This is a genomic window from Arthrobacter sp. MSA 4-2 (genome assembly GCF_016405885.1).
GTDB lineage: Bacteria > Actinomycetota > Actinomycetes > Actinomycetales > Micrococcaceae > Arthrobacter_D.
Map to the genome: position 1 here is coordinate 29,002 of NZ_JAEKGC010000012.1, position 21,424 is coordinate 50,425.

22 protein-coding genes are annotated in these 21,424 nt (G+C 68.1%); 19 read left to right on the forward strand and 3 right to left on the reverse strand.

What is annotated here, in order from left to right; translation table 11 throughout:
* The first annotated feature begins 224 nt into the window (after positions 1–224).
* The 5 genes from rho (at position 225) to I6N91_RS13580 (ending at position 6,467) form a co-directional block, all read left to right on the forward strand.
* Positions 225–2,309 carry a transcription termination factor Rho gene (rho, locus tag I6N91_RS13560; protein WP_198813524.1) on the forward strand — a complete coding sequence of 695 codons (2,085 nt, stop codon included), beginning with the start codon at positions 225–227 and terminating at the stop codon, positions 2,307–2,309.
* Between the two features lie 222 nt (positions 2,310–2,531).
* Positions 2,532–3,611 carry a peptide chain release factor 1 gene (gene prfA / locus I6N91_RS13565; protein WP_198813526.1) on the forward strand — a complete coding sequence of 360 codons (1,080 nt, stop codon included), beginning with the start codon at positions 2,532–2,534 and terminating at the stop codon, positions 3,609–3,611.
* Positions 3,612–3,615: 4 nt separating this feature from the next.
* Positions 3,616–4,605, forward strand: a complete 990-nt coding sequence (gene prmC / locus I6N91_RS13570) for a peptide chain release factor N(5)-glutamine methyltransferase (protein WP_198813529.1) — start codon at positions 3,616–3,618, stop codon at positions 4,603–4,605.
* A complete protein-coding gene (locus I6N91_RS13575; protein WP_198813531.1) occupies positions 4,602–5,510 on the forward strand; it encodes a glycosyltransferase in 909 nt (302 codons plus the stop codon). The genes prmC and I6N91_RS13575 overlap by 4 nt, the downstream gene beginning before the upstream one ends.
* A 96-nt stretch (positions 5,511–5,606) precedes the next feature.
* Positions 5,607–6,467 (forward strand): L-threonylcarbamoyladenylate synthase, encoded by an 861-nt coding sequence (locus I6N91_RS13580; protein ID WP_198813532.1) that lies wholly within the window; start codon positions 5,607–5,609, stop codon positions 6,465–6,467.
* A 5-nt stretch (positions 6,468–6,472) separates the two neighbouring features.
* On the opposite strand, the gene I6N91_RS13585 is transcribed toward I6N91_RS13580, so the two are convergent.
* Positions 6,473–7,459 carry a glycosyltransferase gene (locus I6N91_RS13585; RefSeq protein WP_198813533.1) on the reverse strand — a complete coding sequence of 329 codons (987 nt, stop codon included), beginning with the start codon at positions 7,457–7,459 and terminating at the stop codon, positions 6,473–6,475.
* 170 nt (positions 7,460–7,629) lie between these two features.
* Here I6N91_RS13585 and I6N91_RS13590 point away from each other — a divergent pair, with 170 nt between their 5' ends.
* From I6N91_RS13590 to I6N91_RS13645, 13 genes are all read left to right on the forward strand, one after another.
* A complete protein-coding gene (locus tag I6N91_RS13590; protein WP_198813534.1) occupies positions 7,630–9,495 on the forward strand; it encodes a nucleoside-diphosphate sugar epimerase/dehydratase in 1,866 nt (621 codons plus the stop codon).
* The gene (locus I6N91_RS13595) at positions 9,492–10,511 is read left to right on the forward strand and encodes a UDP-phosphate glycosyltransferase (RefSeq protein ID WP_307843361.1); all 1,020 of its coding nucleotides are present in this window, start codon (positions 9,492–9,494) and stop codon (positions 10,509–10,511) included. The genes I6N91_RS13590 and I6N91_RS13595 overlap by 4 nt, the downstream gene beginning before the upstream one ends.
* A 142-nt stretch (positions 10,512–10,653) precedes the next feature.
* Entirely contained in the window at positions 10,654–11,133 is a 480-nt protein-coding gene (locus I6N91_RS13600) for a hypothetical protein (RefSeq protein WP_198813536.1), read from the forward strand.
* Positions 11,123–11,431: a hypothetical protein gene (locus tag I6N91_RS17200; protein WP_307843362.1), complete on the forward strand. Its 309-nt coding sequence runs from the start codon at positions 11,123–11,125 to the stop codon at positions 11,429–11,431. Before I6N91_RS13600 ends, I6N91_RS17200 begins: the two co-directional genes overlap by 11 nt.
* Before the next feature lie 85 nt (positions 11,432–11,516).
* A complete protein-coding gene (gene atpB, locus I6N91_RS13605) occupies positions 11,517–12,338 on the forward strand; it encodes a F0F1 ATP synthase subunit A (RefSeq protein WP_198813537.1) in 822 nt (273 codons plus the stop codon).
* Positions 12,339–12,411: 73 nt separating this feature from the next.
* Positions 12,412–12,627 carry an ATP synthase F0 subunit C gene (locus I6N91_RS13610; protein ID WP_019481292.1) on the forward strand — a complete coding sequence of 72 codons (216 nt, stop codon included), beginning with the start codon at positions 12,412–12,414 and terminating at the stop codon, positions 12,625–12,627.
* A gap of 50 nt (positions 12,628–12,677) precedes the next feature.
* Positions 12,678–13,226: a F0F1 ATP synthase subunit B gene (locus tag I6N91_RS13615; RefSeq protein ID WP_120165201.1), complete on the forward strand. Its 549-nt coding sequence runs from the start codon at positions 12,678–12,680 to the stop codon at positions 13,224–13,226.
* Entirely contained in the window at positions 13,226–14,041 is an 816-nt protein-coding gene (locus I6N91_RS13620) for a F0F1 ATP synthase subunit delta (protein ID WP_198813539.1), read from the forward strand. Before I6N91_RS13615 ends, I6N91_RS13620 begins: the two co-directional genes overlap by 1 nt.
* Before the next feature lie 93 nt (positions 14,042–14,134).
* Positions 14,135–15,766, forward strand: coding sequence for a F0F1 ATP synthase subunit alpha (gene atpA / locus I6N91_RS13625; RefSeq protein ID WP_120165203.1), 1,632 nt, complete (start codon positions 14,135–14,137; stop codon positions 15,764–15,766).
* Positions 15,767–15,861: 95 nt separating this feature from the next.
* The gene (locus tag I6N91_RS13630; protein WP_198813540.1) at positions 15,862–16,755 is read left to right on the forward strand and encodes a F0F1 ATP synthase subunit gamma; all 894 of its coding nucleotides are present in this window, start codon (positions 15,862–15,864) and stop codon (positions 16,753–16,755) included.
* Between the two features lie 51 nt (positions 16,756–16,806).
* Positions 16,807–18,270: a F0F1 ATP synthase subunit beta gene (atpD, locus tag I6N91_RS13635; RefSeq protein ID WP_120165205.1), complete on the forward strand. Its 1,464-nt coding sequence runs from the start codon at positions 16,807–16,809 to the stop codon at positions 18,268–18,270.
* Positions 18,271–18,275: 5 nt separating this feature from the next.
* A complete protein-coding gene (locus I6N91_RS13640) occupies positions 18,276–18,566 on the forward strand; it encodes a F0F1 ATP synthase subunit epsilon (RefSeq protein WP_198813541.1) in 291 nt (96 codons plus the stop codon).
* A gap of 10 nt (positions 18,567–18,576) precedes the next feature.
* Positions 18,577–19,008: a DUF2550 domain-containing protein gene (locus I6N91_RS13645; protein ID WP_120165207.1), complete on the forward strand. Its 432-nt coding sequence runs from the start codon at positions 18,577–18,579 to the stop codon at positions 19,006–19,008.
* A 14-nt stretch (positions 19,009–19,022) separates the two neighbouring features.
* Here I6N91_RS13645 and I6N91_RS13650 read toward each other — a convergent pair whose 3' ends face one another.
* Both I6N91_RS13650 and nucS read right to left on the reverse strand, forming a co-directional pair.
* Positions 19,023–20,231, reverse strand: coding sequence for an N-acetylglucosamine-6-phosphate deacetylase (locus tag I6N91_RS13650; RefSeq protein ID WP_198813542.1), 1,209 nt, complete (start codon positions 20,229–20,231; stop codon positions 19,023–19,025).
* A 50-nt stretch (positions 20,232–20,281) separates the two neighbouring features.
* Complete coding sequence (gene nucS, locus I6N91_RS13655; protein WP_198813543.1) at positions 20,282–20,977, reverse strand: endonuclease NucS; 696 nt, start codon at positions 20,975–20,977, stop codon at positions 20,282–20,284.
* 123 nt (positions 20,978–21,100) lie between these two features.
* Here nucS and I6N91_RS13660 point away from each other — a divergent pair, with 123 nt between their 5' ends.
* Entirely contained in the window at positions 21,101–21,424 is a 324-nt protein-coding gene (locus I6N91_RS13660) for a hypothetical protein (protein WP_198813544.1), read from the forward strand.

Here is a 21,424-nt window from a genome sequence, read left to right on the forward strand (position 1 = left end):
TGCAGGTTTATCAGCAGTGGCGCAATCTCCGGTGTAGCCTCCGAAATCATCGTTGTGCGGCCAGGTCCGACCTGACGCGCAGAATTCCCCAGGCTTCAAGCACATGCGGCGAACCCGTCCATAACGGGTCAGCCGAACTCCTCCTGTCCATCTAGAGCGGCAGCGGGGCTAACCTACGCGGCACACTTCGAAAGTGGCCGCCCGACGAGGGGGAAGGATCCTTCGTGACTGATACCACTGACCTGTTGCCAGGTGTGGATACATCCAGCGCTGAACCAGTCAGCGCACCGGCTTCAAAGAGCAGCGGACTAGCTGGCCTGAAGCTGGCCCAGCTCCAGGCGCTTGCCGGACAGCTGGGAATCACCGGCGGTTCGCGGATGCGCAAGAGCGACCTGGTTTCCGCGATTTCGGACCACCAGCGCGGTTCCGCCGTCGCCGACCGCCAGCAGGCACCGGCCGTTGACCGCCAGCAGGCCCCGGCCGTACGCCAGGACGCCGCCCCCGAGGCCGCCGAAAGCGCCGCCCTGGCCGAGCGCGCGCCGCGCACCCGCAACCGCAACCGCCGCGCCGGAAGCGACGGCGTCGTCACCACCCAGGGCGCACCCGAGGCCGCTTCCGACACCGCTGTCGAGACCGCCGCCGCCGAAGCCCCCGCCGAGACCGCAGACCGCGGCAACGGCGACCGCGAAGGCTCGGGACGCAACCAGCGCAACCGGCGTGGACGCCGGGGCGATGACCGCGGCGAGGTCTCGACGCCCGAGGGCGCCGACGTCGAGGAGACCCGCACTGCCGGCGACTCCGGCAATGCGCAGCAGGGGGAGGGCCGTGACCGCAACGAGCGCCGCAGCCGCAACCGGGGCGAGCGCGACGACGACACCCGCGGTGAGCGCAACGGTGACACCCGTAACGACAACCGTAACGACACCCGCAACGACACCCGCAACGACACCCGGGCCGATTCCCGGAACGACAACCGGGCCGACCGTGGCGGGGACAGCCAGGACGAGGGCCGCGGCCGCAACCGCCGCAACCGCACCGGGCGCAACTCCCGCGAGGAGGAGCGCACCAGCAGGTTCCGCGACCGCAACGAGCGCAGCGACCGCCGCCGCGGCCGCAACGCCAACCCGGACGTCGACGACGTCGAGGTCACCGAGGACGACGTGCTGCTGCCCGTCGCCGGCGTGCTCGACATCCTGGAGAACTACGCCTTCGTGCGCACCTCCGGCTACCTGCCCGGCCCGAACGACGTCTATGTCTCCCTGGCCCAGGTCAAGAAGTACAACCTCCGCAAGGGCGACGCCGTTGTCGGCGCCATCCGCGCACCCCGCGACGGCGAGACGCAGGCCAGTACCCGCCAGAAGTTCAACGCCCTGGTGCGGGTGACCTCGGTCAACGCCATCCCCGCCGAGGACCTTCGGGACCGGGTGGAGTTCGCCAAGCTGGTGCCGCTCTACCCGTCCGAGCGGCTGCGCCTGGAGACCGAGCCTAAGAAGATCGGTCCGCGCGTGATCGACCTCGTGGCTCCGATCGGCAAGGGCCAGCGTGGACTGATCGTGTCCCCGCCCAAGGCCGGTAAGACGCTGATCCTGCAGGCCATCGCCAATGCGATCACCATCAACAACCCCGAGGTCCACCTCATGATGGTCCTCGTTGACGAACGTCCCGAAGAAGTCACGGACATGCAGCGCACGGTCAAGGGCGAGGTCATTGCTTCGACCTTCGACCGTCCCGCCGACGACCACACCACAGTGGCCGAACTCTCCATCGAACGCGCCAAGCGCCTCGTGGAGATGGGCAAGGATGTCGTCGTCCTCCTCGACTCGATGACCCGTCTGGGACGCGCCTACAACCTGGCCGCCCCGGCCTCGGGCCGCATCCTCTCCGGCGGCGTCGACTCGGCGGCGCTGTACCCGCCGAAGCGCTTCTTCGGTGCGGCACGCAACATCGAGAACGGGGGCTCGCTGACCATCCTCGCCACCGCGCTGGTGGAGACCGGGTCCAAGATGGACGAGGTCATCTTCGAGGAGTTCAAGGGCACCGGCAACATGGAGCTCCGCCTGTCGCGCCACCTGGCCGACAAGCGCATCTTCCCGGCCGTTGACGTCAACGCCTCCGGTACCCGGCGCGAGGAGAACCTCCTGTCGCCGGACGAGGTCAAGATCATGTGGAAGCTCCGCCGGGTGCTCTCCGGGCTCGAGCAGCAGCAGGCACTCGAGCTGCTGACCAACAAGATCCGGGAGACGCAGTCCAACGTCGAGTTCCTGATGCAGGTCCAGAAGACCACCCTGGGGTCCAAAGACTCGGATTAGCGTCCGTCCAGCCGCCCACGGGCGTGCAGGCCACTTCCGTGGTCAGCACGCCCTGGGCGGCTGTTTCGTTAACGCGGCGCCATTGCCGCATCGACCCGGCACCGCGTCGAGGCCCCAGCATCGAGGGCGCAGCAGATACCGGCCCGCCGGGGTTCCCCTGCGATTTCTGCGTCCCCGAGTAATCACTAGACTGGCTTGCACGAGCCGAAAGAGGTAGCACCAATGTTTGAGTCCATCCAGGGCCTGCTCGACGAGCACGCGGAACTGCAGCTTCAGCTGTCCGACCCCGCCGTCCATGCCGACCAGTCGCTGGCACGGAAACTCGGACGCAGGTACGCCGAGCTCGGCCGCATCGTCGACGCGCACAACCGCTGGAGCGCCCTCGAGGACGACCTCGAGGCGGCCCGCGAGATGGCAGGGGAGGACCCCGAACTGGCCGCCGAGGTGCCCGTGCTCGAGGAGCAGCTCGCGGCAGCGCAGGAACGCCTGCGCCGCCTGCTGATCCCCCGGGACCCCAACGACAGCCGCAACGTCATCATCGAGGTCAAGGGCGGCGAGGGCGGCGACGAGGCGGCCCTGTTCGCCGGGGACCTGCTGCGCATGTACGTCCGGTACGCCGAATCCCGCGGCTGGAAGACCGAGCTCATCTCCGCCAACGAGTCCGACCTCGGCGGCTACAAGGATGTGCAGATGGCCATCAAGGGCAGCTCCAACGACCCCGCCGAGGGCGTGTACGCCCGTCTGAAGTTCGAAGGCGGCGTCCACCGCGTCCAGCGGGTTCCGGTCACCGAGTCCCAGGGCCGCATTCACACCTCCGCCGCCGGCGTCCTCGTCCTGCCCGAGGTCGACGAGCCCGAAGAGGTCGAGATCAGCCAGAATGACCTGAAGATCGACGTCTACCGCTCCTCCGGGCCGGGCGGCCAGTCGGTCAACACCACCGACTCCGCGGTGCGCATCACCCACCTTCCCACTGGGATCGTGGTGGCCATGCAGAATGAGAAGTCCCAGCTGCAGAACCGCGAGGCGGCCATGCGCGTGCTTCGCTCGCGCATCCTCGCGCACGAGCAGGAGAAGATCGACGCGGCGAACTCCGACATCCGCAAGTCGCAGATCCGCACCATGGACCGCTCCGAGCGCATCCGCACCTATAACTACCCCGAGAACCGGATTGCCGACCACCGCACCGGGTACAAGGCCTACAACCTCGACGCCGTTATGAACGGCGACCTCGAGCCGGTGGTGCAGTCCGCCATCGAGATGGACGAGCAGGCCCGCCTCGACGCCATCGGCACGGACGACTGACTCGGTGGATCCCGACACGCCGCTGAACGACGGGCTGCGCGCCGCCGCGGCCACGCTGGCCGCGGCGGGGGTGCCCAGCCCCCGCGTCGACGCCGAACTGCTGGCGGCGCACCTCCTGGGTGTGGGCGTCGGACGGGTCCGCGCCCTCGCGCTGACCGGGGCAACGGTCCCCGCCGGCTTCGCCGAACTCGTCGCCGAGCGGGCCCAGCGGATCCCGCTGCAGCACCTGACCGGGACGGCCTACTTCCGGCACGTCGAACTGGCCGTAGGGCCCGGAGTGTTCATCCCGCGGCCCGAAACCGAGTCGGTGGTGCAGTTGGTGGTCGACCACGCGGCCGCCTTCTCCGCCTCGTCCACCGTCCGCACCGACGGGAACGGGCAGGGTGCCGCGGGGGGGGAGCGGCCGGCCCTGAAGATCGTCGACCTGGGAACGGGGTCCGGGGCCATCGCCGCCGCCCTCGCCGACGAGGTCCCCGGTGCGCAGATCTACGCCGTCGAACTCAGCGAACTCGCCGCCGCCTGGGCCGAGGTCAACCTCCGGCCGCGCGGAGTGAGGCTCGTCCTAGGCGACCTCGCGACGGCGCTTCCCGAGCATGACGGCAGCTTCGACATCGTCGTGTCGAACCCTCCCTACATTCCCGCCGCGGCCATTCCCCACGAACCCGAGGTGGCCCTCCACGATCCGCCCGAGGCCCTGTACGGCGGGGGAGAGGACGGCATGCTGCTCCCCACCGCGGCGGCGGCCTCGGCGGCGCGGCTGCTGAAGCCCGGCGGCTTCTTCGTGATGGAGCACGCCGAAGTGCAGGCCGAAGCCATTGCGGCGATGCTCCGGCGGGCCGGCACGTTCTCGCACGTCACCACCCACCTCGACCTCAACGGCAGGCAGCGGGCCACCAGCGCCGTGCTGGCTCCGCCCGGACAGACCCTTCACCCCGCCCAACCCGCCGGCACCTCCGCGGCGGCAGGCCTCCCCGACCCAAGGACGAATGCATGACCAACGTAGCCGTAGCGGCCGTCACCTTTGACCGCCACGAGGAACTCGGGCTGCTGCTCAAGGGCCTCGCCCAGCAGAGCGTTCCCGTTTCTTCGGTCGCCCTCGTCGATTCGGGCACCCGCCCGGCGGCCGACGTCGTTGCGGCGGCGGACGGCAACATCAACTACCTCCGCTCGGAGGCAAACCTGGGCGGAGCCGGGGGCTTCGCCTACGCCATCCTCGCCGCGCTGGCCAGCGGCGCCGACTGGATCTGGCTGATGGACGACGACGGGCACCCCGAGGACGCCCGCTGCCTCGAGGTCCTCCTGGCCGCGGCCGAGGAACACGGCCTGGACATCGTCAGCCCCCTCGTCGTCGCCACCGAGGACCCGAACCGGCTCTCGTTCAACTTCCGCATCAACGGCCTGCTGACCAACGACCGCACCCGGCTCGAACCACTGGGGTACCTGCCGGACATGCTGCACTTCTTCAATGGGGCGCTGATCCGCCGTGAGGTCTTCCACACCGTGGGCCTGCCGGACCTGAAGTTCTTCATCCGCGGCGACGAGGTGGACTTCCTTGCCAAGGTCAAGAAGGCCGGCCTGAAGTACGGAACGGTGGCGACCGTCGCGGTGCGCCACCCCGCCTCCTGGGCCGAGATGAAGCCGATCTTCCGCGGTTTCATCACCCCGGTCATCCCCGAGGGTGACTTCAAGCGGTACTGCTACTTCCGCAACCGCGGCTACCTCACCCGCCGCTACCGCAACCTGCGCTGGTTCGCCGCGGACATCGTCGGCTTCCCGTACTACTTCCTCTCGGTCCGGGACGTCGGAGGCCTGGTGCGTTGGGCCCGGGCCTATTCGGCGGGCTTCCGCGGCAGGGGCTTCGGGGCGCCGGAGGAGCTGATGAAAAGCACGGCCGGCTGAGTCCTCGAACCACCGGTCGGCGGGCCCGTGCGCCCGCCGGCCCGCCGCTGTAATGGCCCGCGCTGGTATTGACCCGCGCAGTGAAAGAATGGTCCCGTGACAACTACCTACGACTGCACCGATCCCGGCCAGCGCGGCGAGGGACTCGCCGCCGCCCAGCGGGCCCTTGCCTCCCAGCAGTGCGTGGTCCTACCGACTGACACGGTGTACGGAATCGCCGCCGACGCCTTCTCGCCCCGCGCGGTCGCCGCCCTGCTCGCCGCGAAGGGCCGGGGACGCAACATGCCGCCCCCGGTGCTCATTCCCCGCCCGCAGACGATGGAAGGCCTCGCCACCGGAATCCACCCCGACGCCCGAGCCCTGGCCGAGGCGTTCTGGCCCGGCGGGCTGACGCTCATCTTCCACGCCCAGCCCTCGCTCACCTGGGACCTCGGGGAAACCTTCGGCACCGTTGCCCTGCGGATGCCCGATGACCGGGTGGCGCTTGACCTGCTGACGCTCACCGGCCCGCTCGCCGTCTCCTCGGCCAACCGCACCGGACAGCCCGCCGCGCGGACCGCGGACGAGGCCCTCGGGCAGCTCGGCGGCTCGGTGGCCGTCTACCTCGAGGACGGCCCGCGTGCCGAGGATGCTGTGGGCTCAACGATCGTCGATGCCACCGCCGGGGTGCTGCGGGTCGTCCGACAGGGCACGCTGTCCCTTGAGCGGCTGCGCGAGGTGGTGCCCTCGATCGTGGGGGCCGACGGGCAGGCTCCGGATCCGGCCGGTGGAGCTACCCCCGCGTCGGGAGCGCACGCCGCGGGGGCAGACGTACCCGCGGCCGCAGATGCTCACACCGTAGGAGCAGACCTGCCCGCCGCGGCAGCAGACGTGCAGACCGGGGGAACGGCTGCGGACGCCGCGCCGGCCGGGGAGCCCGGCCGGGGCCCGGTGCGGCACCAGCCGGACCGGGGCTGATCAGCTCAGCGGGCAGCCCCGGTCAGCGGGGGCATCGGCTGCCAGGTCGGGTCCCGGCGGATCCGCCGCCCTTCCCGCCAGCCGCGGGCCAGGGCGGGAAGTCCGCTCACCGAGCGTTCGACGGCCACGAGGCGCAGCACTTCCTTGCCCGCCGTGAGCAGGGTGCCGAGGGCGAAACCCGCAGGGGCATACCGTCCCCGGGTGCGCAGGTACTGGGCGACCAGGCCGCGGTTGCGCATCGAGTAGAACCTGCTGAGGTCGCTTGAGTCGTTGAGGTGCCGGATCCCGAGGTTGATCTGGCGCTGCGGGCGCGCTTTGGACAGCACGTACGCGTCGACGTAGGCCACCTCATGGGTCTGGGAGATGAGCCACCCGTAGGTCGAGTCGTCGCCGCCGAGGAAGAACCGGGCGTCGGGCAGCCCCACCTCGCGGACAACGCTTGAGTGCACAAGCATCCCCTCAAAGCAGCCGACGTTGGTGCGGAAGACGGGGGAGTCCCGGAAGACATCGCCGGGCACCGGCAGGTGGACCCCGAGGAAGTCGACGAACCGGTGCTGCCAGAAGAACGGCCGCCCGGCGGCGTCCCAGCGGCGGCCGTGGAGGCACTTGTACTGCTCGGTGAACGGGGCGAGGGCCGCCAGGGCGCCGGGCACCGCGGTGACGTCGTCGTCCATGATCCACAGCCAGTCCGCGCCCTCGGCCAGTGCCCGCTCCATGCCGGCCGCAAACCCGCCGGCGCCGCCGGTGTTGGTGGCGAGCCGGTGGTGAAGCACCGGGAAGGGTGCCTGCGCCGCCGCCTCGGCGATGATCCCGGGCGTGTCGTCGGTGCTGGCGTTGTCGACGACGACCACCGCGGTGGGCGCGGGACGAAGCGCCCGGACCGAGTCCAGCAGGCCTTTGAGATAGCCCGAGCGGTTGTAGGTGGTGATTACGAGCATCAGGTTCTGCCCCTGCAGCGCACCGGGTGCAGCGGCGGCCTCGATGTCGTTCAAGCTGTTCCTTCCGGACCCGCGGCGCGCGCCCGGCAAGGGGCGTGCGGAGGTTGTGCGGCTAGTATTCTCGGGTAGAACGAGTCTATTACACCGCCACAGGCCGCCGGCCGGGCCTGCCGATGCGGGAGCGCGTCGGCGCTGAACCTTCTGCACGACGTTGATTAGGAACCATGAGACGAACCGACGGCACCAGTGAATCCAGGGGCCCGGGCACCGAGCCCGGACGGCCGAGGACAGACAAGCCCGCGCTCTGGCTCTGGTCCCAGTACCTGCTCGACGCCGCCGCCTGGGTTGTCGCGATCCTCCTCGCGCTGGTCCTGCGGTACGAGCTGATCGTCAACGACATCAATGCCGAGGGGGTCGTGGTCTTCTGCGCCGCCGCGGTCGTGGCGCAGCTCTTCGTGGGCCTCAGCTTCGCCCTGTACCGCGGGCGGTACAGTTTCGGCAGTTTCCACGAGGCGAAACTGCTGGTGATCGTCACGGTGATCGTGTCGGTGCTGCTGGTGCTCATCAGCGTCGCCTTCTTCACGGTCATCGAGATCCCCCGCAGCATCGGCATCATCGCGTTCCCGTTCGCGTGCATCTTCCTTGCCTCGACGCGCTACCTCAAGCGCATGTACGTCGAAAGCAAGGCCCGGCCCGGGGAAAACGCCCAGCGCACCCTGATCTACGGTGCCGGGTTCCTCGGCAACTCGCTGGTCTCGCGCATGATGCAGGACCCCGAGTCGCCCTACTTCCCGGTCGGGCTGATCGACGACGACCCGGCCAAGAAGCACCTGCGGCTTGCCACGGTTCCCGTGCTCGGCCGGCTTGATGACCTCCCCGAGGTCGTGGCCCGCACCCGGCCCTCGGTGCTGGTGATCGCGTTCTCCGACGTCGAGGCCGCCACGGTGCGCCGGGTCTCGGACCTGGTCGCCGGGCTGAACATCAAGGTGCTCGTGCTGCCGCCGCTGCGCGAGATGCTCGACGCCGGCTCCGGGCTTTCGGATTTCCGCGAGGTGGCCGTCGAGGACCTCATCGGACGCCGCCCGGTGGATATCCACGCCGACGAGGTCTCCGGCTACATCACCGGCCGGCGGGTGCTCGTCACCGGCGCCGGCGGCTCGATCGGCTCCGAGCTGTGCCGCCAGCTGGCAGGCTTCCACCCCGCCGAACTGATCATGCTCGACCGCGACGAGACGGGCCTGCAGACCACCCAGATCTCCATGACCGGACGGGGGCTGCTCACCGGGCGGGACACGGTGCTCGCGGACATCCGGGACGCCGACACGCTGCTCAATATCTTCGAGGACCGCCGCCCCGAGGTCGTCTTCCATGCCGCGGCACTCAAGCACGTCTCGCTGCTTGAGCAGTACCCCGAGGAGGCGTGGAAGACTAACGTGCAGGGCACGGTGAACGTGCTGCGCGCCGCCGCCGCGGCGGGCGTCACCAACTTCGTCAATATCTCCACCGACAAGGCCGCCGACCCCACCTCGGTCCTTGGCCACTCCAAGCGCGTGGCCGAGAAGGTCACCGCGTGGCACGCGGCGAGCACCGGGCAGAAATACGTCTCGGTGCGCTTCGGCAATGTGATCGGCAGCCGGGGTTCGATGCTTCCCCTGTTCACCGAGCAGATCCGCAGCGGCGGGCCCGTCACCGTCACCGACCCGGAGGTGACGCGGTTCTTCATGACGATTCCCGAGGCCTGCCAGCTCGTGGTCCAGGCCGGTGCCATCGGGCGCGGCGGAGAGGTGCTCATCCTCGACATGGGGGAGCCGGTGAAGATCCTCGACGTCGCCCAGCGCATGATCGCGATGTCCGGCAAGGAGGTCCCGATCGTCTTCACCGGCCTGCGGCCGGGGGAGAAGCTGCACGAGGACCTCGTCGGGGTCGACGAGAACGACTCGCGCCCGCTGCACCCGAAAATCTCGCACACCCCGGTCGCCCCGCTTGACCCGGCCCGGTTGGACCTTCAGGAATGGAAGAGCCGCGGCTCCTTCACCGCGGTGGCGCAGGCGGGCTTCCCGAAGACCCCCGAGGGCAGGGCGCTGTCGTGAGCCTCCTGTTCGTCCTCGTCGCCGGCGCGGCCTTCGCCGTCAGCGCCGTGCTTCCCTTCGCCGTGAAGCCCCTCCTGGGGCGGCTGGGGGTCCTTGACGTCCCCAACGACCGCTCCTCGCACACCACCGTGGTTATCCGTGGGATGGGCATCGCCGTCGCCGGTGGAATCACCGCGGGCCTGGTGCTCGCCCTGCTCACCGGTCTCCTCGCGGTCGACCGGTCGCTGCTCCTGATCATCCTGGCCATGCTCGGCGCGGCCGCCGTGCTGGGCTGGATCGAGGACCTGCGCGGGGTCTCGATCCTCAGCCGCGCGGGCCTTCAGCTGCTCATCGGCGCGCTCGGCACGGCCGCCCTGGCCGCCGCCATCGGCCAGAGCTACTGGTGGGTGCCCGTCGGCGCCGTGGCCGTGGCGGCCTACATCAATGCGGCGAACTTCATGGACGGCATCAACGGCATCTCCGGCATGCACGGGGCCGTCGTCGGAATCTTCTACGCCATCGGGGGAGTCCTGAGCGGCCAGCAGTGGCTCACCGTGACGGGCGTCGTCATCGCGATGGCGTTCCTCGCCTTCCTGCCATGGAACCTCGGCCGCGGCTTCGTCTTCCTCGGTGATGTCGGAAGCTACCTGCTTGGCGCCTCGATCGCGGCAACGGCCGTCACCGGGCTGCTCGCCGGGGTGTACCTCGAGTACCTGCTCTCCCCGGTGCTCATCTACCTCGCCGATACCTTCACCACGTTCCTGCGCCGCGCCCGCCGCGGGGAGCGCCTCTACGCCTCCCACCGCTCCCATGTGTACCAGCGGCTGACCGACACGGGCCTGAGCCACGTCCAGGTGGCCCTGCTGGTCACGCTCTGCTCGGCGCTGACCGGCGCCGCGGGCTTCGCCGTCGCGACCGCCCAAGCGCCGGTGGCCGTGGCAGGCTCACTGTTCGCGGCGGCCGTCGTCGCCCTCTATGTGAACTCGCCGCGGATGTTCGCCGCCCGCGCGGCCCGCCGCGTGCGCCGCACCGCCTAGGTTCCCGGGCCGGCCCGCCCGCAGCGGCAGGCGAATTCTATCTGCTGTAGAATAAAATGGCCTGCGGAAGCGCCGGCCGCTGCCCCGGCCGCGGCCCAGCGGGGCCCGCAGTCCACCAACTCCCCTCCACGGACGGAATGCATTGAGTACATCGGACGCCCCGGGTGTCAACGGGAGCCCGGCACCGCCCGGTGTCTCCGGCCCCACGGCTTCGCCGTGGCTGGACATCCTTAAGAAGTGCCTGCTCGCCACCGGCGCCGCCGCACTCCTGCTGTCGGTCGCGGCCGGCCTGACCGCCGGAGGCGGGGGAGCGCTTAGCGCCGCCTTCGGCTACGCCGTCGTCGCCCTCTTTTTCGGTATCAGCCTCCTCATCGGCCACTTCGCGGGCAAGACCAACCCCTCGGGGGCCCTCGGGCTCTTCGCCGTGACCTACGCGATCAAGGTCGTGGGCTTCGCCGCGGTCCTGTTCCTGCTGGGCACCCCGCCGTGGCTCGAGAGCACCTGGTTCTTCGGCGCCGCCGTCGGCACCGTCGTCCTCTGGCAGGTCGTCGAGGTCTTCGTCTTCTCGAAGGCGCGCCACCAGCTCTATAACGACGATTTGGAGGCCGGCAGTGAGCCGTGAACCAGGGCCCGCCGCGGGCCGAGGGCAGGACGATCGGGGCCGGTACGGCGAGGGCGGTTACAACGCTGGAATCGCCGTGTTCAGCTACATCGCTGGCGGGATCCTGGTCTGGAGTTTGATAGGGTGGGGGCTGGATAATCTTCTGGGAACACGTTGGATAGTGCTCGCAGGGGCTCTCTTGGGTGCCGGGGGCGGTTTCTACCTCTCCCACATGCACAACCTCACCCGATCGCAACTCTCTGATTCCGGCAGCGCGCCGCAGGGCCGCCCCGAGCCTCCAGAGAACAGCCCGAAGTGATGCCTAAAAACTTAATTAGCCGGAGCAGTGTCGCTGTCACCGGTGGAATCATGCCCAACGATGGACACTGCAGAGAGGAAACGCGTTGATCGCGCTTGCGCTCCCGGCCGAAACAACCGATGAGGGTTTCGTCGCCCCCACGATTGAAGACACCCACTATCCGGACATCCTCCCCTGGGGCGGTGAATACGGCGTCTGGTTCGAAGGTGGCTTCGGCAAGCAGATGCTCCTTGTCATCTTCTCCGTCATCCTGATCGCCTCCTTCTTCATGGCCGCTTCACGCCGCCGCCAGATGGTTCCGGGCAAGCTGCAGTTCCTTGGGGAGTCCGCCTACGGGTTCGTCCGCAACTCCATCGGCAAGGACATCATCGGCGGCCGGGACTACCTGAAGTACGTCCCCTGGCTGTTCGCCGCATTCTTCTTCATCCTGGTCAACAACATCTTCGGCGCCATCCCGCTGCTGCAGATCCCGACCTTCTCCCACCCGGGCAGCGCCTACGCCATCGCCGCGATCTTCTACATTTTGTGGATCGCCATCGGCGTCAAGAAGCACGGCCTGCGCTACTTCAAGCTGGCCGTCGTGCCCTCGGGCGTGCCGTGGTACATCATGCCGCTGCTGATTCCCATCGAGATCATCTCCAACTTCCTCGTCCGGCCCGTCACGCACTCGCTCCGGCTCTTCGCGACCATGCTCGCCGGCCACCTGATCATCACCCTTGCGGGCTCCGCAATCGAGTACATGGCGCTCTCGGGCAGCATTCTGCTGCAGGGAACCGGTGTGCTCGTCCTGGGCGGCGCGGTGGCGATGTATATGCTCGAAGCTCTGATCATGGTCCTCCAGGCGTACGTCTTCACCCTGCTGGCCGCGATCTACATCGAGGGCGCGCTTCACGCCGACGCCCACTGATCACAAATTCTTCCCCGTCGGGGATGATCCCAAACAACCTGCCGCACCAAGGCGGCATCTTGAAAGGAACACAATGGAAGTACAGGGTAGCCTCAACCTCGTTGGATACGGTCTCTCCGCAATCGGCGGTGGTATCGGCGTGGGTCTCGTATTCGCCGCCTACATCAACGGCGTAGCACGTCAGCCCGAGGCACAGCGCGTTCTTCAGCCGATCGCCTTCCTGGGCCTGGCTCTGACCGAAGCCCTCGCGATCCTCGGTCTGGTCTTCGCCTTCGTCATCGGCGCCTAAGAACTCCAGGCTGGAAATCCGAAGACCAGTTGAAGAAAGACGGGTGAAACATGTTTAATGCAGCCATTATGGCAGCGGAAGAGGGCGCAAACCCGCTCATCCCGAACGGGTGGGAAATCCTTGTCACGCTAGCGGGCTTCGCGGTCCTGATGTTCATCGTCATCAAGTTCGTCATGCCGGCGTTCGAGAAGACGTTCGCAGAACGCACGGAGGCCATCGAGGGTGGTATCGCCAAGGCAGAAGCCGCCCAGGCCGAAGCCAACGCGGCACGCGAGGAGTACAAGCAGCAGCTTGTGGACGCTCGCGCGGAGGCCAACCGCATCCGCGAGGAGGCCCGCGCCGAAGGTGCACAGATCCTCGCCTCGCTCAAGGAGAAGGCGGCCGCCGAGTCGGCACGCATCACCGAGCAGGCCCACGTCCAGATCGAGGCCGAACGCCAGGCCGCCGTGGTGTCCCTGCGGGCCGAGGTCGGCACGCTCGCCACCGAGCTTGCAAGCCGCATCGTCGGGGAGTCCCTGGCCGATGACGCACGCTCTGCGCGCGTCGTTGACCGTTTCCTCGCCGATCTGGACAACCAGAGCGCAGGTGCAGCGAAATAATGGCCGGTGTATCAAGCCAGTCCCTCGCCACGGTCCGCCGGGAGCTCGAAACGCGGCTCCCCGGCGCCCCGCTGTCACTGGCCGAGGAGCTTTTCGGAGTCCTCTCCATCCTCGACAGCAATGCGGGCCTGCGCCGTGCGCTGACCGACCCTTCCCGCACGGGCGGGGACAAAGCCACGCTGGTGGACCAGCTCGTGGCGGGCAGGGTCTCGGCTGACGCCGTTGCAGTGGTCAAGGAGCTCGTCGCCGAACGGTGGGCCAACGCCCGCGACATCGGCGATGCCTTGGAGACGCTCGCTGCGACGGTGGCCATCTCGGTGGCGGAGTCCCAGGGGAGCGGCCCTCAGGGGCTGGAAAAGCTGGAAAGCGACCTGTTCTCCTTCATCGCCGTCGTCGATTCGAACCACGATCTTCAGCGTGCGCTGTCCGACCGCCAGGCTGGCCCGGAGGCGAAGGCAGCCCTTGCGCTGCGTCTCGTCCCCAAGGCCGGTGATGCGGCCAAACTCCTCATCCGCCAGGCTGTGACCGCACCGCGCGGCCTCAAGCCGGCGGCGCTCGTCAAGCGCTTCGTTGAACTGGTTGCCGCCCGGCAGCAGCGCTGGATTGCCACTGTCAGCGTCACCCGTCCGCTGACGGCGGAGCAGCAGTCCAGGCTTGCTGCGGGCCTCAACCGCCTTTACGGGCGCGAACTGCAGGTCAACATCAACGTTGATCCTTCCCTGATCGGCGGTGTGCGGGTCAGCGTGGGCGACGAAATGGTCGATTCCACGGTGGTCACGAGGCTGTCCGAGCTCCGCCGCAGGCTGGCGGGATAGGCGCCTTTTCGCGCCAAGCAACATCCAATATTGAATTACACACAGATCACCGCCGTCGGCGGTGATCGCAACACAGGAGAGCAGGGACTGCAGATGGCCGAATTGACCATCAACGCCGAAGATGTCCGTAATGCGTTGAACGAATTTGCGGCGTCCTACGAACCCGGAAATGCGGAGCGCGTCGAAGTTGGCCGCGTCACCACCGCAAGCGACGGCATTGCCAAGGTTGAGGGTCTGCCTTCGGTCATGGCGAACGAGCTGCTGCGTTTTCAGGACGGCACGCTGGGCCTGGCCCAGAACCTTGATACCCGCGAGATCGGCGTGGTCGTCCTCGGCGACTACGGCGGCATCGAAGAGGGCCAGGAAGTCCACCGCACCGGGGAGATCCTTTCGGTTCCCGTCGGTGACGCCTTCCTCGGCCGCGTCGTCGACCCCCTCGGCCAGCCGCTCGACGAGCTGGGCGAGATCGCTGCGGAGGGCCGCCGTGCCCTCGAGCTCCAGGCCCCCGGCGTCACCATGCGCAAGTCGGTCCACGAGCCGATGCAGACCGGCCTGAAGGCCATCGACGCGATGATCCCGATCGGCCGCGGCCAGCGCCAGCTGATCATCGGCGACCGCCAGACCGGCAAGTCCGCGATCGCGATCGACACGATCATCAACCAGCGTGACAACTGGGCCTCCGGAGACGTGAACAAGCAGGTCCGCTGCATCTACGTCGCCATCGGCCAGAAGGCCTCGACCATCGCCGCCGTGCGCCAGACCCTCGAGGACAAGGGCGCCCTGGAGTACACGACGATCGTGGCCTCCCCGGCCTCCGACCCCGCCGGCTTCAAGTACCTCGCCCCCTACGCAGGTTCGGCCATCGGCCAGCACTGGATGTACGGCGGCAAGCACGTCCTGATCGTGTTTGACGACCTGTCCAAGCAGGCCGAGGCCTACCGTGCGGTGTCGCTGCTGCTGCGCCGCCCGCCGGGACGCGAAGCCTACCCGGGCGACGTGTTCTACCTGCACTCCCGCCTGCTCGAGCGTTGTGCCAAGCTCTCCGACGAGCTCGGCGCCGGCTCGATGACGGGTCTGCCGCTCATCGAGACGAAGGCCAACGACGTCTCGGCGTACATCCCGACCAACGTCATCTCCATCACCGACGGTCAGATCTTCCTCCAGTCCGACCTCTTCAACGCCAACCAGCGTCCAGCGGTCGACGTCGGTGTGTCGGTGTCCCGCGTCGGTGGTGCGGCCCAGGTCAAGTCCATGAAGAAGGTCTCGGGCACGTTGAAGCTCGACCTGGCGCAGTACCGCGACATGCAGGCCTTCGCCATGTTCGCCTCGGACCTGGATGCGGCCTCGCGCCAGCAGCTGACCCGCGGCTCGCGCCTGACCGAACTGCTGAAGCAGGGCCAGTACTCCCCGATGCCCGTCGAGGAGCAGGTTGTCTCGATCTGGGCCGGCACCAACGGCCACCTCGACGAGGTTCCCGTCAGCGACGTCCGGAAGTTCGAAAGCGAATTCCTTGACCACCTGCGGAACCGCTCGTCGGTCCTGACGACCCTCGCCCAGACGAACAAGCTCGAGGACTCGACGGTCCAGGAGCTTGAGAGCCAGGTCGAGGCCTTCAAGCAGGGCTTCTTCGGCCAGGGTCCCGAAAGCCTCACGGCCAACGAGAAGCACGACGCCCTTTCCGAGGACGCAGTGGACCAGGAAAAGATCGTCAAGCAGAAGCGCTAAGGGCCACCGGCCGCCGTCCCGCAGGAATGCGGGACGGCGGCCGGCGCCTGGAGCCTTAGTCGCTCCCCGGACGGGGAGCGAAGGAAAGGACAAGTATGGGAGCCCAGATTCGGGTCTACCGCCAGAAGATCTCCTCAACGACCTCGATGCGGAAGATCTTCAAGGCGATGGAACTGATCGCGACTTCTCGCATCGGCAAGGCGCGCACCCGCGTCGCGGCGTCGCTGCCCTACGCCAATGCGATCACCCGTGCCGTTTCCGCAGTGGCGTCGCAGTCGGAGATCGACCACCCGCTGACCACCGAGCACACCGAGGTGCGCCGTGCGGCGGTCCTGGTGATGACCTCGGACCGCGGCCTCGCCGGTTCGTACTCGGCGAGCGTGCTCAAGCAGGCTGAATCCCTGCTTGAGATGCTCCGCAGCGAGGGCAAGGAAGTGAAGGCCTTCCTCGTCGGACGCAAGGCGCAGGCCTACTTCGACTTCCGCCACCGTCCCTACGAGAAGTCCTGGACCGGGGGCACCGACGCACCGGAGTTCGCCACCGCCCGTGAGATCGGCACCACGCTGGTCGAGCAGTTCATCACCGCGTACGAGGACGGCGGTGTCGACGAGATCCACGTCGTGTACATGCGCTTCCGTTCAATGGTGACGCAGGAGCCGACAGTCATCCGGCTGCTTCCGCTCGAGGTCGTTGAAGAGGAGACCTCGAACGCTTCCGATCTGCTGCCGCTCTACGAGTATGAGCCGGAGCCGGAGCGTGTCCTTGACGCACTCCTGCCGCGGTACATCGAGTCCCGGATCTTCGCGGCTCTGCTGCAGGCGGCCGCCAGCGAGCTCGCGGCCCGTCAGCGTGCGATGAAGTCGGCGGGGGACAACGCCACCGAACTGATCAAGAAGTACACGCGCCTGAGGAACACCGCCCGCCAGGCGGAGATCACGCAGGAGCTTTCGGAGATCGTTGCCGGCGCCGACGCGCTCAGCGCCTCCTGATCCACAAGATAAACTTAGTTCCACGCCATCTACGTAAATGAAGTGAGAGAGATGACTGCCCAGACTGTTGAACACGGTACGGACTCAGTTGCCCCCGGAGCTACCGGCCGTATTGCACGTGTCATTGGCCCGGTTGTCGACGTCGAGTTTCCGGCTGACGCGATCCCCGCAATCTACAACGCGCTGACCTGCGAGATCACCCTCAATGGTGAGACGCACATGATCACCTTCGAGACCTCGCAGCACCTCGGCGACAACCTGGTCCGGGCGATCTCGCTCCAGGCGACCGACGGCCTCGTCCGCGGCACCGTGGTGCAGGACACCGGCTCGGCGATTTCCGTGCCTGTCGGCGACGGCGTCAAGGGCCACATCTTCAACGTGCTGGGCAAGCCCCTCGACGTCGAGGAATCCGCCCTGGAGATCACCGAGCGCTGGCCCATCCACCGCAAGGCTCCTTCATTTGCCTCCCTCGAGGGCTCGACCGAGATGCTCGAGACGGGCATCAAGAGCATCGACCTCCTGACCCCCTACATCAAGGGTGGAAAGATCGGCCTGTTCGGCGGCGCCGGCGTCGGCAAGACGGTGCTGATCCAGGAAATGATCACCCGTGTTGCCCGGAACTTCGGCGGCACCTCGGTGTTCGCCGGTGTGGGCGAGCGTACCCGCGAGGGCAACGACCTCTGGGTCGAAATGGAAGAGGCGGGCGTCCTCAAGGACACCGCGCTCGTGTTCGGCCAGATGGACGAGCCGCCGGGAACGCGCCTGCGCGTCGCGCTGTCGGCCCTGACCATGGCCGAGTACTTCCGTGACGTCCAGAAGCAGGACGTGCTGCTCTTCATCGACAACATCTTCCGCTTCACCCAGGCCGGTTCCGAGGTGTCGACCCTGCTGGGCCGCATGCCTTCGGCCGTGGGCTACCAGCCGAACCTCGCCGACGAGATGGGCCTCCTGCAGGAGCGCATCACCTCGACGAAGGGCCACTCGATCACCTCGATGCAGGCGATCTACGTCCCCGCCGACGACTACACCGACCCGGCGCCGGCAACCACCTTCGCGCACCTCGACGCGACGACCGAGCTTTCCCGCGAAATCGCTTCGCGTGGACTGTACCCGGCCATCGACCCGCTCGCGTCGACCTCGCGCATCCTGGATCCGCAGTACATCGGCCACGACCACTACAACACCGCGGTCCGGGTCAAGCAGATCCTGCAGAAGAACAAGGAACTCCAGGACATCATCGCGATCCTGGGTGTCGACGAGCTGTCCGAAGAGGACAAGATCGTCGTCTCCCGTGCGCGCCGCATCCAGCAGTTCCTCTCGCAGAACACCTACACCGCCAAGCAGTTCACCGGCGTTGAAGGCTCGACCGTGAGCATCAAGGACACCATCGAAGGCTTCAGCGCCATCTGCAACGGTGACCTCGACCACATCGCCGAGCAGGCGTTCTTCAACATCGGAGGGCTCGACGACGTCGAGCGCCAGTGGGCGAAGATCCAAGAGCGGACCGGAAAGTAAAGCTCATGGCCTCTGCAGAGCTCGAAGTCGAAATCGTCGCGGCCGACCACTTCGTGTGGTCCGGCCCGGCGACCATGGTCAAGGCGCGCACCAGCGAGGGCGAGATCGGGATCCTTCCCGGTCACTCCCCGGTGCTCGCCCTGCTCGGGGAAGGCGAACTCGCCATCCAGCCGGTGAGCGGTGAACGCATCGTCGTGGCGGTCGACAGCGGATTCTTCTCCGTCGACAGCGACCGCGTGGTCATCGTTGCCGACAACGCCACGATCGGCGATTCGGTGTCCGCGGGAAACCGCTGACACCACCACCATGGACGGTCTGAGTCTGCTGTTGATTCTCATTGCGGCCGTCTTCGGCGTGCTGGTTCTGCTGGTCGGTGCCTTCCTGCTGCGCCGCTACCAGCTGGGCCGGACGCTCGGTACCTTCGACGCCTCCATCCGCCTCCCCGACAAGGGGTGGCGGATGGGGGTTTGTCGTTATACGGACACCCATCTCGAATGGCTGCGGCTGATGTCGCTCAGCCCCGTGCCGCCCCACCGCTACCTGCGCAGCTCGCTCGAGCTCAAGGGGTGGCGCCAGCCCACCGAGGCGGAGGTCGGCCGCGTACTGCCCGGCTGCATCGTGGTCACCCTGGCCTACGAGGGCTCCGAGCTGCAGCTGGCCATGAAGTATCCGGTCTATGCAGGCCTGTCCTCCTGGCTTGAGGCCGGTCCGGTGATCGGCATCGGCACCTGGCGCTAGGTAAGCCCCTGCCGTCAGGGCAGTTTCAGCCAGACCCCGGCCCTCAGGACCCCCAGCAGGTCGAGCCCGGCCGACACGATCACCGCGTCGGCGCGCAGCCCGGGGCGCAGGCTGCCCAGCTCATCGGCCAGCCCGAGCACGCCAGCCGGGACCGCCGACGCCGACACCACGGCGTCGTGCAGCCCCACGCCGGCCTCCACCGCGCAGCGCACCACCTCCAGCAGAGTCCGGGTGCCACCGGCCGGTGCCTCCGCCGCGCCCCTGCGGGCTACGCCGTTCTGCACCGTGATCTCGCTGCGGCCCAGCCAAAATACCCCTTCGCCGCGCCCTGCGGCCGCCGTCGAATCACTGACCAGGCAGATATTGGCCGGTCCGGCGAGCGTGAAGGCCATCCGTGCGGTGTCGGCGTGCAGGTGCACATTGTCGGCGATCAGTTCGACGGCGATCTCCCCGGCGCGCGCCCGCTCAAGCAGCAGCGGCACCGGCCCGGGGGAGCGGTGGTGGATGGCCGGCATCGCATTGAACAGGTGCGTGGCCATGGGCCGGCCGCTGAACCCGTCAAATCCCGTCGAGGCGAGCTCCTCATTGATCAGGTCCAGGGCGGCAGAGGCCTGTTCGGCGGTGCAGTCGGTATGGCCGATGGCTGGAATGATCCCGTGCGTGACCAGGTCGTAGACGAGCGTGTCGGTGCCCTCGAGTTCCGGGGCGTACGTCATGGAGATCAAGTGGCCCCCCGCCGCGGCCGCCAGTTCCGTCAGCAGGCCCTCATCCGGGCTCTGAAGATGCGCCGGATCGTGCATGCCCGCGCGTGCGGGGGACAGGAACGGGCCTTCGGCATGGATCCCCGCGATCAGGCCCTCGTCGGCCGCGGTGGACAGGAGCGGAAACGCCTCCAGGAGGTCCCCGGCCGGGGCGGCGCCCGTGCTGGCGAGCAGCGTCGTCGTTCCGCTGCGGTGCTGGAAGGAGACGGCCGTGCGGATGTCCTCGGCACTGCCGGAGGTGAAGTCGCCGCCCCCGCCGCCGTGGCAGTGGAGGTCGACCAGCCCGGGGAGGATCAGCGCTCCCTCGGGCAGCGGCGGGGTGCCTGCTCCGTCGGCCGGTCGAGCCGGGCCGGCGTAGGTGATGCGCGAACCCTCCCAGCTGAGCACGGCGTCCTCGATGATGCCCGAATCGGTCACCATCCGCCCGGAAAGGTGGTTGGACGTGCCCTGCAGGTTGGCCATGGTCCGATTCTATGCGCCGGAACGGCCCCGTGCCGGAGCCGGACGTACTGCTAAAACAGGCGGGACTCTTTATCGTCGACGCCGCGCATCGCGTCGTAGTCGAGCGTGAGGCAGTCGATGCCGCGGTCCGCGGCCAGGGTGCGGGCCTGGGGTTTGATCTGCTGGGCCGCGAAGACACCGCGCACCGGCGACATCAGGGGGTCGCGGTTGAGCAGTTCAAGGTACCGCGTGAGCTGTTCCACGCCGTCGATGTCGCCGCGCCGCTTCAGCTCGATGGCCACGGTGCCGCCCGAGCCGTCGCGCGCCAGAATGTCCACCGGCCCGATCGCGGTCATGTATTCGCGCCGGATCAGGGTGAAGCCCTCGCCGAGCAGCGTGATCTGCTCGGCCAGCAGGCGCTGCAGGTCCGCCTCGACCCCGTCCTTCACCAGGCCCGGGTCGACGCCGAGGTCGTGCGAGGACTCGTGGAGCTGCTCGCGGATATTGATCACCAGCCGGTCATCGCTCTTGGCGTGCTGGACGGTCCACACCTCGGTGATTCCCTCGGCGGCATCGGCCTCGTCGGGGGTGCTGACACGCAGCGAGGCCGGCGGGCTCATCCAGTTCAGCGGCTTGTAGGAGCCGCCGTCGGAGTGGACGAGGACGGAGCCGTCGGCCTTGACCATCAGCAGGCGGGTGGCCAGCGGCAGGTGGGCGCGGAGGCGGCCGATGTAATCGACGGAGCAGCGGGCAATGACTAGACGCACACGCTTCACTGTACCGTTTGGCGGCCGGTCACCGGGCCGGCCGCCCGGGAGTGCGTCCGCGGCGCGCCGGCCGGGCCGCGGGCGGGGTTTCGGCCCGGACGGAAGTTCGGGCAGACTTGGACCATGCCCCGCTCGAACCGTCCCCGCCGCACCAAGGGGCACTCCCGCGGCACGGCGCCGGTCCCGGCGGAGCTCGACCTGGAGCGGGCACGGGCCGGATTTCCGCTGCGCGTGAGCGCCCCCGACGGCGAATGGTCGGTGCGCCGGATCACCGAGCGCAACGCGGCCAAGGAGTACACCTGCCCCGGGTGCCACCGGGTGATTCCGCTCGGGGTCGCCCATCTCGTGGTGTGGCGTGAGGATTCGCTGCTCGGGGCGGAGTCGGCCCTGGCGGACCGCAGGCACTGGCATGTGCACTGCTGGAACACCCGCAGCTACCGGTACTGA